General features: G+C 49.8%; 11 protein-coding genes. 1 reads left to right on the plus strand and 10 read right to left on the minus strand.

All coding sequences use genetic code 11. From position 1 onward, the window contains the following. Positions 1-52: 52 nt before the first annotated feature. The 10 genes from FQ015_RS15745 to yihU all read right to left on the minus strand — a co-directional run bounded on the left by FQ015_RS15745 (position 53) and on the right by yihU (position 11,913). Positions 53-907, minus strand: coding sequence for an STM4015 family protein (locus FQ015_RS15745; RefSeq protein ID WP_105279131.1), 855 nt, complete (start codon positions 905-907; stop codon positions 53-55). Positions 908-1,122: 215 nt separating this feature from the next. After that, on the minus strand, positions 1,123-1,815 hold the full coding sequence (gene ompL, locus FQ015_RS15750) for a porin OmpL (protein WP_160524247.1): 693 nt from the start codon (positions 1,813-1,815) through the stop codon (positions 1,123-1,125). A gap of 66 nt (positions 1,816-1,881) precedes the next feature. Continuing rightward, the gene (locus tag FQ015_RS15755; RefSeq protein ID WP_160524248.1) at positions 1,882-3,285 is read right to left on the minus strand and encodes an MFS transporter; all 1,404 of its coding nucleotides are present in this window, start codon (positions 3,283-3,285) and stop codon (positions 1,882-1,884) included. A 40-nt stretch (positions 3,286-3,325) separates the two neighbouring features. Beyond that, the gene (locus FQ015_RS15760; RefSeq protein ID WP_039021514.1) at positions 3,326-4,711 is read right to left on the minus strand and encodes an MFS transporter; all 1,386 of its coding nucleotides are present in this window, start codon (positions 4,709-4,711) and stop codon (positions 3,326-3,328) included. A 45-nt stretch (positions 4,712-4,756) separates the two neighbouring features. Beyond that, the gene (gene yihQ, locus FQ015_RS15765; RefSeq protein WP_039021513.1) at positions 4,757-6,793 is read right to left on the minus strand and encodes a sulfoquinovosidase; all 2,037 of its coding nucleotides are present in this window, start codon (positions 6,791-6,793) and stop codon (positions 4,757-4,759) included. 107 nt (positions 6,794-6,900) lie between these two features. Continuing rightward, the gene (locus FQ015_RS15770) at positions 6,901-7,776 is read right to left on the minus strand and encodes a sulfite exporter TauE/SafE family protein (RefSeq protein ID WP_000345431.1); all 876 of its coding nucleotides are present in this window, start codon (positions 7,774-7,776) and stop codon (positions 6,901-6,903) included. Positions 7,777-7,836: 60 nt separating this feature from the next. Further along, positions 7,837-8,739, minus strand: coding sequence for an aldose-1-epimerase (locus tag FQ015_RS15775; RefSeq protein ID WP_039021512.1), 903 nt, complete (start codon positions 8,737-8,739; stop codon positions 7,837-7,839). Positions 8,740-8,857: 118 nt separating this feature from the next. Continuing rightward, the gene (yihS, locus tag FQ015_RS15780) at positions 8,858-10,099 is read right to left on the minus strand and encodes a sulfoquinovose isomerase (protein WP_160524249.1); all 1,242 of its coding nucleotides are present in this window, start codon (positions 10,097-10,099) and stop codon (positions 8,858-8,860) included. A gap of 15 nt (positions 10,100-10,114) precedes the next feature. Further along, positions 10,115-10,993: a sulfofructosephosphate aldolase gene (yihT, locus tag FQ015_RS15785; protein ID WP_042002952.1), complete on the minus strand. Its 879-nt coding sequence runs from the start codon at positions 10,991-10,993 to the stop codon at positions 10,115-10,117. A gap of 23 nt (positions 10,994-11,016) precedes the next feature. Beyond that, positions 11,017-11,913 (minus strand): sulfolactaldehyde 3-reductase, encoded by an 897-nt coding sequence (gene yihU / locus FQ015_RS15790; RefSeq protein ID WP_039021510.1) that lies wholly within the window; start codon positions 11,911-11,913, stop codon positions 11,017-11,019. 167 nt (positions 11,914-12,080) lie between these two features. Here yihU and yihV point away from each other — a divergent pair, with 167 nt between their 5' ends. Further along, entirely contained in the window at positions 12,081-12,977 is an 897-nt protein-coding gene (gene yihV / locus FQ015_RS15795; protein ID WP_039021509.1) for a sulfofructose kinase, read from the plus strand. The last annotated feature ends 2 nt before the right edge of the window (positions 12,978-12,979 follow it).

The following is a 12,979-nucleotide window of genomic DNA, read 5'->3' on the forward strand; positions in this document are numbered from 1 at the left end:
CCTTTTCTGTGATAAATAACAGGAGATGTTACCATCTCCTGTTATAGGCAGTTTATTCGGTAAACATGGGAGTCATATAAACTCTATCACTATAAGTACGCGGTTTATTTCTGTATGAGGCATCCACTTCGATCGGTAGCGTTTTCTGCAATTTTTCCTGCATTTTTTCTGTCAGGTAATGATGCTGCAAATCCAGCAGTTTCAGATGGCTAAGGCGATCGGCATGTTTGAGAAGATGCTCTGCACCTTCGTCGGTGAGTGTACCCCAAGAGAGTTCCAGCACTTCCAGTTGTGGAAGAATATCGCTCTCCAGTACGCGGCGGGCGATTTCGTTCTGTGCTTTACTGTTAACCAGGCCAAGATGTGTCAGGCTCGGGAAGAGAGATTTCGACGCCAGATTCATCACGATATCCATCGATGCATCAAAACCATAATCCTCAACGCCAATATAAACGATAAGTGTTTTTAACGCAGGCAGCTGAGAGTTTTGCAATGACGCGAACACGCCACATGGCGTACCGCCAGAGATGATTTCCAGATGCTCCAGTTTGTCGTGAGCGATTTCTCCCAGTTCCAGGCCCTGAGTACCTTTAATCGTCAACTTTTTCAGGTTCGGCAGCGCAGCATACAGACGGGAATAATCGCCTTGTTGGATCCATGAAATCTCACACTCTTCGCTTTCCATATCGCCGATAAACAGGGACTCAAGATGAGCAAAGCGTTCCGCATGTTCAGCAAACATGTCGATTATCGGTTGGCTACTTCCCTCATCCCAGCATTCACCCCAACTGCCAATAATCAGAGAGCGAATGTTGGGCAGGTCTTCATCGGCTAAAATATTATTGATAAATTCTTCTTGCTGGGTTTCATCATCCTCATCCCAATCCATAAAAAATTTCTTTTCCATTTTCTCATTCCTTGTGGGTGTTGCAGTGGAAAAGATCTTACCGGGTAGTCAATGGCTTTGATAGAGAGGATGAGGAATATTTTATAATCAGTACAATTATATAATTATGTGAAGTTATTTATATTGTGAATGTTTGGGTAAAAAGCCGCTCAAATTTTTGGACTGCCCCCCTAAAGTTGGACAGTTCATGCTAAGCGGCTTTTTACATTTTTACATCAGAAGAAATACTTCGTTCCGATACGAATCTGGTTTTGCTCGCGGTGGTACGGCTCGACGTTGCGGTCTAACCAGCGTAATTCGAAATAAGGGAGCCAGTGTTCATTAATACGGTAACGGAAGGTATTAGTGATTTCCCAGTGATGATCTTTTCCATTGCTGCTATTAAAGTCATTTACGCGTATAAAATAATGTGGCTCAAATGTATAGGAGAATTTCTCGGTGATTTTAAAATTCCAGTAGGTACCAATTTCATAGGTGTCATTATTATCCAGCTCCCCGTTCAAATCTGTTGAACTGTAGTTATTATGGTTAAAACGGTTGCGTACCGTCAGGTTAAACCACGGGGCAAATTTGTAGTTAACATCCAGATAAACAGCACCACCGGAACCGGCGCTCTTATCATTAATTAAGCCACCGGGCTGGATGGTTAATTTATCGGTTGGTTTAAATAAAGGATACCAACCTTCGATTTCGTTATATCCATGTTTTAGTTCATCTTCTCGCTGAAAGTTGTAGGTATTGGTTAACATGATACCCGCGCCCATATCGAAGTTATAACCCACACGTAGCATAACCTCGCCCTGATCGGAGGCGAGATTATATGCCTCCCTGTTTTCGACGTATGCGCCTGCGAATACCGATGCGGAAGTCAGAGAGGATAATAAAATTATTGCATTTAACTTTTTCATATTAAATCCATTTTTTATATGTAGGAAGGCCGCCATCCCTGTAGATGGTCATAGCGGCTATTGTTTTTATAACGTTACGGAAGCCGTTTTTTCTTCTGTCTTAATTTCTTTATTTTTGCGTTGGTTAACTTCCTCAATAATCATCGCAAAACGTTTTTCATTGAGCGTGTAAAAGAATCCCATCGTCAATGCAGCAATTATCGCCAGCGCACAAGGCCAAATAAAAATGAGCTGACGCAAACCCTGTAATGTTGCATCGCTTTGCGCGATGTTGGGAACATAACCGATTTGCGTCAGCATAATGCCTGGCAAGAAGCCAGCAAGTGCGGCTGAAATTTTACGAAAGAAGGTATAACCGGTATAAACAGAACCTTCGGCACGTATACCTGTTTTCCATTCACCATAATCTACGGTATCCGGTACCAGCGCCCAGTTCAGGCTGTTTACAAAGGCCGTACCAAAAAAGGCGACACAAGAGAACATGACGAAAGTGAAAGAGTTACTGCCCCAGAAATAATTCAGGATATCCCCCACCGCCCACAGCACCATGCCAGCTAAATAAACCTGTTTTTTACCAAAACATTTTACAGTTAATGGCACCAGCAATACGCCGATGAGGATGCATCCCATACTGAAGAATCCCATCCACGACAATAAATTAATATCATTCAGCACATACTGGGTGTAATAGACCTGAATTGCCAGTTTGATATTAAATGCCGCCAGGGTACACAGGTTAGCAATGCATAAAACCAGCAATGGCGGATTACGAAATATCGCGCAAAAAGATTTGAGAATACTGGCTTTATGTCCGGTTGGCGTCGTGTCCACATAATGCTCTTTGACGCCTCTGTAGCACAGCATCATAAAAATAAAGCCGCCAATGGAGAACATCAGTGCCGCGCAGGCGTAACCGACGGTGGGGTCAGAAAATAGCGACTGCAACGGAATAAACGCCACGGTACAAATCAATAGCCCTATGGTGGCTCCTCCTTGTCGATAAGCTGCGAGCTGCGCGCGCTCATTGGGGTTTTTGGTAATGGCCGGGATCATCGCGCCATACGAGCAGTTCATCAGACTGTATGAAAGTCCAAACATCATAAACAGCGCGGTGGCAATCGTCGTTTTAACCGGCAAACTAAAGGTGGTGGCGATAAACTGGAGCGTTGCAATTAACGCCGCCGGAACCGCTGCATATAAAATAAAGGGACGAAATTTGCCTTTAGGCCCAATATTTTTCCGCGAGTCGAGTAAAAATCCGGTGAGCATATCGGTAAACGCGGTAAAGAATTTCGCCACCAGAAAGATAATCCCGCCATAGTAAGCAGGCATCCCTAATTCATCGGTATAAAATTTGAGGAGATACAGAGTGCCGATGCTAAGCATTAAATTCGAACCGACGTCGCCCATGCCATAAGCGATTTTTTCCCGCAGATTCAGTTTTAATGTCAGTGGATTATGGTCAGACATAATCACTCCTTATAACGCCCCGCAGGGCGTTGTTTATTATTTATGCCGTGCGTTTACGGGCTTCTATTTCTTCAACAATGCGGACGTACATTTTCTCGTTCAGACTGTAGAAGCAACCCATCGCCACAATGGTGACTACCGCCAGTGCGCTTGGGTAGATGAAGATCAGCTGGCGTAAACCTTCGATGGTATGGTCAGCCTGCGCCACGTTTGGCACATAGCCGATTTGCGTCAGCATCCAGCCTGGGAAGAAACCTGCCAGCGCCTGAGACACTTTGCGAAAGAAGGTGAAGCCGGTGTAGACCGTTCCTTCCGAACGAACGCCGGTGCGCCACTCGCCGTACTCGACGGTGTCAGAAACCAGCGCCCAGTTCAGGCTGTTAACAAACGCTGAGCCGAAGAACGCCAGGCAGGAGAACGCCACAAAGCTGACCGAGCCGCCGCCGAAGAAATAGTTGAGCAGATCGCCCAGCACCCAAATCAGCAGACCGCCGATATAGACTTTCTTCTTACCAAAACGTCTGACTGCACCAGGCATCAGGAACACGCCGATGAAAATACAGCCCATGCTGAAAAATCCCATATACGACAACAGGATGGGATCGTTAAGTACGTACTGGGTGTAATAGACCTGAATGGCGAGCTTGACGTTAAATGCCCCTAAGGTACAGAGGTTAGCAATGCACAAAATGAACAGCGGGCGGTTACCGGCAATCGCACGGAAAGATTGCAGCAGGCCTGGCTTTTGCGCCGGATTTGCAGGTTGCGTTTCGACATAACGCTCTTTCACGCCCGAATAGCAGATCCACATAAACAGCAGGCCGAACAGTGAAAACAGCGTGGCGGCGAAGATATAGCCAAGTTGCTGATTACCCTCGATAAGATTCATAACCGGCACGAATCCCACCGTACAAAGCAGCAGGCCCAATGTAGCGCCACCCTGACGCCATGCCGCCAGTGATGCGCGTTCGTTGGGGTTTTTGGTAATAGCGGGGACCATTGCGCCATAAGAGCAGTTCATCATGCTGAAAAACAGCCCGTAGAGCATAAACAGGATAGTGGCCATCACCGTTTTACCGGTGACATCAAACGGTGTGCCGACAAAGTTGGCGATCGCCAGTAAGGTGACCGGGAATGACGCATACAGAATAAAAGGACGGAACTTACCTTTTGGACCGATCTTGCGTCGGGAATCGAGCATGATGCCGGTACCCATATCGGTAAACGCAGTAAAGAACTTCGAAATCAAAAAGATAATGCCGCCATAGGTACCAGGCAGCCCCAGAACGTCGGTATAAAACTTCAAAAGATAAAGCGTGCCGATATCCAGCAGGATGTTAGAGGCCAGATCGCCGATACCGTAAGAGAGTTTCTCTTTAAAGGGCAGGCGTAAAGTAGCCGGATCTTCCGTTGTGATGTGACTCATCGTTGTTCTCCCTGTGCCCGTGAGTTTCCCCACGGGCGGACGTGATTAGATGCTTTTTAACGAGGCGAACAGTGCAGCCCATTCGCTGTCGGCGCGATAAAAGACCGGCGGTTTACCGATGGGCGCTTCAACGGTGACTTCTCCACCGTGGAAGGTTTCTCCCGTCCAGGCATGTACCCAGTTATCCTCCGGCAGATAGAGCGTCCAGTCGCTACGGCCTTGTTCATGCACCGGAGCGACCAGAATGTCGCGGCCTAACAGGTACTGATATTTCAGGGTGTAGGTGTGTGTATCGTCTTCGTAGTGCAGGAACAGCGGGCGCATAACCGGCAGGCCGGACTTCGCGTTCTGTGCGACGGCGTCTTTGAGGTAAGGTTTCAGGGTGGTGAAGACGGTGGTCATACGGGCAAAATGGGCGATGGTTTCCGCGTCGCCGTCAAACTGCCAGTTGTCGCCAGGACGGTTACCTTCGTGGGTGCGCATCATCGGCGTGAAGGCGCTGAAATCGCACCAGCGCAGCAGCAGCTCTTTGCTGCGCTTCATCTCAAACAGGGTGGTGTAACCGCCAATGTCACTGTGATGCAGGCCATGCCCGGTCATCGCCAGCGAGAGCGCCGCTGGAACAACCGACGCCAGGCCATCGTCCAGACTCCAGTCGACGTTCTGGTCGCCCGCCCACATCATGGTGGAATATTTCTGGCTACCGGTAGAACCGGCACGCATAAAGAAGAGGAGCTCGCCGAGCTTGCCTGTTTCTTCAAGGGCTTCGTAGTTACACTTCGCCCACAGCGCGGGCCAGGCGTTATGCATTATCTCGGCACTGACGCCGTTGTGCAGATACGTATCGGTCGGCAAGTATTCGCCAAAATCTGCCATCCAGCCGCCGCAGCCCAATTCGATCATGTTTTTCTTGATGACTTCTTTGAACCAGGAATAGGCTTCAGGATTGGTCAAATCGACAACGCCGCCATAAAACTCACCAAACTCCACCAGATAGTCACCGCCAGAGGCATCTTTTGCCAGATAGCCGTGTGAAGCCGCCTCGGCGCAGAGGTCCTTATCGCTGGCAACATACGGGTTGATGTAGGCGAGGAACTGCACGCCTTCTTCTTTCCATTGCTTGATGCGGGAATCTAACTGTGGGTAGTTTTCACTGTTCCACTTCCAGTTCCACATCACACGTTTGCCAAACGAGGTCATACGGATCCCGGACCAGTCCTGCGCCCAGATGCCGTTGACCTTCACACCCGCGTTACGCATGGTATCCAGTTTCTTCTGGCATACATCTGTCCCGCCCTGAATGCCGAGCGTTACCCCGTCATAAATCCAGTCGGGCAGTTCTGGCTGACGTCCCAGCAGTGCGGTTAATTTTTCCAGCAGGGAGATGTATGTATCAGCACATTCAAAACGCAGCGTTGCTTTGTCTTCCCACAGCGCCAGTTCATGGTATTCCGGGGCACTAAAGTCGAAGTTCATATAGCAGCTGTTATCGACATGGCAGTAATACTTCTGCGTGCTGACAAAGGTTGGCTGCGGGAAAAAGGTCCAGTAATAGTCGCCGCCCGCGTTCTCTTTGCAGTCGGCCTGCCAGGTGACATAGGTTTGTTTGTTGCGACCAACGCCTTGTTCACTGGTCCATAGCGGGAACGGTTTGCCGCGCAGATCAAAGTAGGAGAATTGTTCGCCGCAGCCATAGATATGGTCCTCTGGTTGTGCGGCGAGACGCAGCCAGATGCGGTTATGGTGATGGTTGTCGTTTTGTAGTTCCAGCAATAAACGGCCCTGATCGTCGGCAGAGATACGCAGCGTGGCGCTAATGTCAGAACCACGGCTGAAATGGATTAACCAGCCATCCGGTGACTGGCTGACGATGGCGTCGGTGAGCGCAATCTTCTCCTGCAATTTATCTTTAATGCTGAAATTACCGCGGAACATATCGATATCCGCTATACCTGAGCCAATCGATAAGCAAGGATTATCTTTGCTATGGATTAAAATAAGACGGTCTTGAAAACGTAGAGTAAAACTGTCGTTATTCTGATGAAATTGAAAATCTAATAACTGTGGGCGTGGCGTATCCATAAATAATCTCCATAGAGTATAAAACTAATATTTCATGCCATCCTGTTATTACAGGTTTCATTAATCAAAGAATGTGTGCGGGTATAAATTAAAACCCGCGCAACTGATTATTTACTTTCTTCAGCTCGGCGGATTGCCGCCACTTTTTTACCAAATGCCAGTTGCAGTATAACTAACAAGGTAAACGGAGGCAGAAGTGCGGCAGCGGCGGGAATTCCCAACGCACCTTTTATCAACATAGAACCGGAGGCAATCAACAATAAAAAGACCATCACACGAAACACTTTGACCGAAATGCGTTTATGCACATATTGTCCAATCAGTGAACCGAGGATCATGGTGGGAATACAAAACAGCACCAGTTTAAAGATAGAAACAGTCAAAATTCCGCTGGTCGCCAGCCCGCCGATCACCGCGATGTTGTTTGCGGTGAAGAAGGCGTTCAGTGTGCCGCGAAATGCCGCCGGACCTAAGTTACGCAGCATCCCGTAGATAACCATCGGCGGCCCGTTGGTTGAAAACGCCGCGCCTAATGCGCCAGCTACTGCGCCGATAGGTGCGGCGATCCAGTTACGGTCATAAATCGGCAAGCGAGGAATAAACATGCTGTAAAAGGAGTAGAGGATAAGAAATCCACCTAAGCCCACTTTCATAAAATGGTCGGGTAAATATGACAGCGCATATAAACCGACGGGTATTCCCAAAAATGAGAAAATAATCAGCACCATTGCCGAGCGCCAATCCGTTTCTTTGCGTGATAGCCAGGTGGCGTACAAGGCGGTTGCGGTGCCGACAATTACCGAAAGTGGTGTTGCCATTTTTACGGGGAGCATTAACGTGACGAGTGGCATGGTGGTTAAACCGCCACCAAATCCCGCGCATATCCCCACAAAGGTATAAAGAAACATCAACGCGATAACGATACATACCACGTTTGTTTCCAGCATGGCCCCATCTGGCGAAAATAACGTAAAAAAGTCCATAATATTTCCTGTTGTGTAAATACAACCCTAAACAATGATCTCGTTTTGTTCTTAATGAAATTAATTGTGCTGCCCGTGAATATTAAAAAACAGTCGATGCTTTTTTCCTGGTTCCAGTAATAATAAATCGGTGCCGGAATTAAAGGCGTTAGGCGGGCAACTCATAGGTTCAACTGCCAGTCCCTGACGCTGTAATTTTTCGCCGCTATAAACCTGCACCCAGGGTTGATCGGAACAAAGACTCACCGAAAGTGCCTGCTGTGGATGGGTAATGGTCATTTCCCACAGATCATTAGCGGTTTTAAAGGTATGGTCTATTTTTGTCGCGGCTATTTTTGTCGCCCGCGTGAAATTTAAATTCAGCTCATCAACGTGGTGAAGCGTTGTCGGATTTGCGTGCTCATCGACGGCATAAACCTGTTCTGCCGGAAGCTGGAAAAGATAGTCATCAACAGATGTTAAGTTGCAGGTTAAATAAGGATGAATACCCACACCATAAGGTGCGGTCACAGTACCAATATTCTGGCTTGCGATCTCAACGGAAAGGCCCGTGCGAGCATTGAGCGAATAAACAACCTGCGAAGCCAGCATAAACGGATAGCCGTAACTGGGCGGTAGAAAAGCTGTCAGGGTAACGCTGGTGGCGGTTAATTCGCTAATTTGCCAGTCTCGCCAGGCAAGCAGCCCGTGAATAGCGGCTTTTGAACTATGTTCATTAATGGGTAACTGATATTCCTGTCCCTGATAGCGGTAACAGCCGTTGGCGATCCGGTTCGGCCACGGAATAAGCACTTTACCCAGATGCGCCAGCGGCATCTCTTCGGGTTTGTGCGGGATGACTAAATGACAACCCTGAAAAGTTAATTCAGCCAGACCAGCACCAACCGTCACGATAGTCGCGTGATAATCCCCCGCGGCAAGTGAAACGGTTTGTCCACTGCAATGCATGTTGGTGATTTGCATACGAGGCACCTTAATTAAAAAACGGCATACAGCCTCCCATGAGGCTGATGTCAAACCAAAAAACTGCGCCGGGCGGTCCCCTCTCCCCTTTGGGGAGAGGGTTAGGGTTTTCAGTCAGTTATTTGGCATTCACGTCCAGCAGACCCGCCGCAACAGCCGGTGCCAGGCCTGGCGCTAACGGGATACGTGGGATCACCAGGCAATGCAGCAGGTGGTAAATATCCTGTTTACCGTCCCAGACTTTGGTGGTGACCTTGTTGTCCGCATCCAGCTCCTGCCACCAGGAACCGTTTTCGTAGTCCATCAGGTGCTTAATGCAGTAGTCCCACCATGTCTGATACCAGGTTTCGTACTGGCGATCGCCGGTAACGGTGTAGAGCGCATAAGCTGTACCCATCGCTTCGACGATAGGCCAACGCACACGTTCGCGGACCACCGGTTTGCCTTCCCAGTCAACGGTATAAACAATCCCGTCGGCACCATCGGGCGCCCAGGCATCGCGCACGGTAGCGTTGAACAGACCTTTGGCATCTTCTAGCAGCCATGCTGGAGGTTGTTCGCAACGGGCTTCCAGGGCAGCGTGGATATGCAGCATTAAACGGCCCCATTCGATCCAGTGGCCCGGCGTGCCTCCGAATGCGCGGAAGCGGTGCGCCGGGTTATCTTTGTTGTAATCCGGCAGCGGATTCCACTGGGTATCGAAGTGCTCGTTAACGCGATAATGATTATTTCTGGCGACGTCGTGGATAATGACGGAAGCCACGCGAATCGCGCGATCCAGCCATTTTTTGTCATGCGTTACGTCATAAACAATCAAGAAAGCTTCCACCGCGTGCATATTGGCATTGCCGCCGCGGTACTCTTCGGTTTTGCTGAAGGCTTCGTCCCACGACTCCAGGCACATCTGCTCTTCTTCACTCCAGAAATATTTTTCAATAATTTCAATGGTGTAATCGAGCAGCTTGCGTGCTTCCGGGTGACCGGTAGTGACGGCGCTGGCGGCACCCAGCAGAGCAAAGAAGTGTTGATAGCCTTGTTTGGAGGCATCCACCACGCCCTCGTCATTCACACAGGCATACCAGCCGCCATATTTTTTATCGCGCAGTGCGCCGTTCATGGCTTTGATACCGTGATCAACCAGCGCGTAAGCGCCAGGGCGACCCATCGCCGCAGCAACGGAATAAACGTGCAGCATACGAGCGGTGATCCACAGATGCGTGCCCATCTCTTCTTTGATTTGCCCTTTATTGCCTAACCAGCCAAAGCCAGTCGGTACTACGGAATTTTTACCAAAATCAAAGATGCGATCGGTTTCCTGTTCCAGCCAACGGTTGTGACTTAAGGTGTTAAACCATTTCATTTTTGTATCCTCATCTTAACGGCGTTTAGCCATCATTTCGTCGACGATATCGCCAAGTTGTTGTAATTTCGGTGCGCAAACGTCACGCAGCATCAGCTCGTTGTCCGGTAAACCGACAACCGATGCCCAGACGGCACGACCAGCCAGGAAGCCCGATGCACCCGCTGTCATTGCCACGCGTACGGCACGCGGGAACAGTTTTTCGTCGACGCCGGATGAGAGGATCACCCACGGCATATTGATATGGTCATTCAGACGTTGTGAAGCACTGAGAAGCTCTTGTTGCGGACCTTTTCCGTAAAGCGGCATTTCAACTTTGTAGAGGTCAGCGCCACTGTCGCCCAGTTCTTTGGCGGCATCGATGATCGCTTGTTCGCGATCGAATTTATCGCCACGACGCGGCGGGCGAACAACCGGCTCAATGATGCTCACGAGACCGTTTGAATGGCACAGTTCGTTGAACTCTTTCACCATATTCAGGCGTTGCTGCGCATCTTCATCGCTACGCCACAGCACCAGCAGTTTTAAGGCTTTACCGCCGTCTTGTTTGATTTGTAGCGGGTTGATTTTGCGGTCAATGACTACGCTATCTACCGGAATACCGTTGCCAGGGATGAACTCATCGGCGGCGACAATCATGGCGCAACTTTTGGCAATCGCGTTTTGCTCAACCACCTGGCGGTAGCAGAATTGTTGATCTACCAGAATCGCCGATGCATAAGGTGAAAGGGCCTTCGCGGCGTTAACTTTGAAATCAGTTAAAACGCTATCGGCTACTGGAGCGGGTGCGCCAGCCGCGGCAAACATCATGCGCATGGCTTCGCGCTGATCGACTGCCAGCATGGCAAAACCGCCCGATGCGCGCGTAATGTCGTTGATGGTGTACTTATTCATTCATTTATTCCTTTATCCAGTCGTTACATTTTTACTTTGGCAGTCATCCCGGCACTGACACGGACCTGCTCCAGAATGGCGGACCAGTCCTGGCGACCGCGACCTGCTGCGCGCGCCTGGCTATAAACCTCCCGTGAGGCGGCCCCCAGCGGCATCGGCACATGCAACTGGTTGGCAACATCGAGGGCGATGCCAAGATCCTTATGGGCAAGATCGATCATGAAGGCGGGAGAAAGATCTCCACTGAGGACTTTGTTCGGCCAGGAAGTGGTGAAGTGGCCTTTACCGGCGGCAGTACCGCTCATTACCTTGACGGCAACATCGAAGGGAAGATTGAGGGCTTCGCACAAAACGGCAGCTTCTGCCGAAAGCGCATTGAGCGCGATACTCATATAGTTGTTGATGAGCTTAACGCGGATCCCCATGCCCGGACCGCCCGCGTTGATCAACTCACTGCCCATTGCCATCAGGATCGGCGTGGCACGTTCAACTTGTTCAGCGGTGCCGCCAGCCAGCAGTAACAGAGTACCGGTAATGGCATTTGCGGAAGTACGGCCAACCGGAACATCCATCATGCTGAAGCCTCTGACCTGCATATCAGCAATCAATTTATCGGTTTGCAGGGGGTGGATGGTCGACATATCAATGACCAGCGCATCGGAAGATAAGCTCTCACAGACACCGTTTTCACCGAACAACACGTGACGCACCAGATCGCCATTCGGCAACATGGTAATGATAAATTCGGCACCTTTAGCGGCCTGCGCTGGGTTAGCAGCGGGAGTCGCCCCTTTGTCTACCAGATGCTGTACGGCTTCGGCATTCACATCGAAGACGCAAAGTTGATGCCCTTGCTGCAATAAATTGCTCGCCATTGGCGAACCCATTTGCCCTAAACCGATAAACGCGATTGCTGCCATAACCCTCTCCTGAATACAGTGATGTCACTTTTTGTCATTTATGACATGTATTGCTTGTCTGTTTTTGATCGTATTTGTAATTTATCGTCAAAAAATTGACAGCCGTCACTTTTTAAACAATTGATGAAATTAAAATGAACGCATCCCAAAATGCTTAAGGAATGACCATGATTCGTGTTGCTTGTGTAGGAATTACCGTGATGGATCGCATCTATTACGTGGAAGGGTTGCCGACGGAGAGCGGTAAATACGTGGCGAAAAATTATACGGAAGTTGGCGGCGGGCCAGCGGCTACAGCAGCAGTTGCGGCGGCCAGACTGGGTGCGCAGGTCGATTTTATTGGTCGCGTCGGTGACGACGACACGGGCAACAGCCTGCTGGCAGAGCTGGAATCCTGGGGCGTTAACACCCGTTACACCAAACGGTATAACCAGGCGAAATCTTCGCAATCCGCCATCATGGTGGATGCCAAAGGAGAGCGAATCATCATTAACTATCCCAGCCCGGACCTGCTGCCTGACGCAGAGTGGTTGGAGGAAATTGATTTCTCTCAGTGGGACGTGGTGCTGGCAGATGTACGCTGGCATGACGGCGCGAAAAAAGCCTTCACTCTGGCGCGGCAGGCGGGCGTGATGACCGTGCTGGACGGTGATATTACGCCGCAGGATATCAGTGAGCTGGTGGCGTTAAGCGATCATGCTGCTTTTTCAGAACCGGGTCTGGCGCGGCTAACGGGCGTGAAAGAGATGGCGAGTGCCCTAAAACAGGCACAAACGCTCACAAATGGACATGTCTATGTTACTCAGGGCAGTGCAGGCTGTGACTGGCTGGAGAATGGCGGGCGACAGCATCAGCCAGCTTTCAAAGTTGATGTGGTAGATACTACCGGTGCGGGCGATGTTTTTCACGGCGCATTGGCGGTGGCGCTGGCAACAGGTGGAGATTTAGCGGATTCCGTCCGCTTTGCCAGCGGTGTGGCGGCGTTAAAATGCACGCGTCCCGGTGGGCGTGCCGGGATCCCTGACTGTGATCAAACCCGATCTTTTTTGTCACTTTTTGTATAAAA

Source organism: Escherichia sp. HH26CH, from assembly GCF_009820205.1.
Lineage (GTDB): Bacteria > Pseudomonadota > Gammaproteobacteria > Enterobacterales > Enterobacteriaceae > Escherichia > Escherichia coli_F.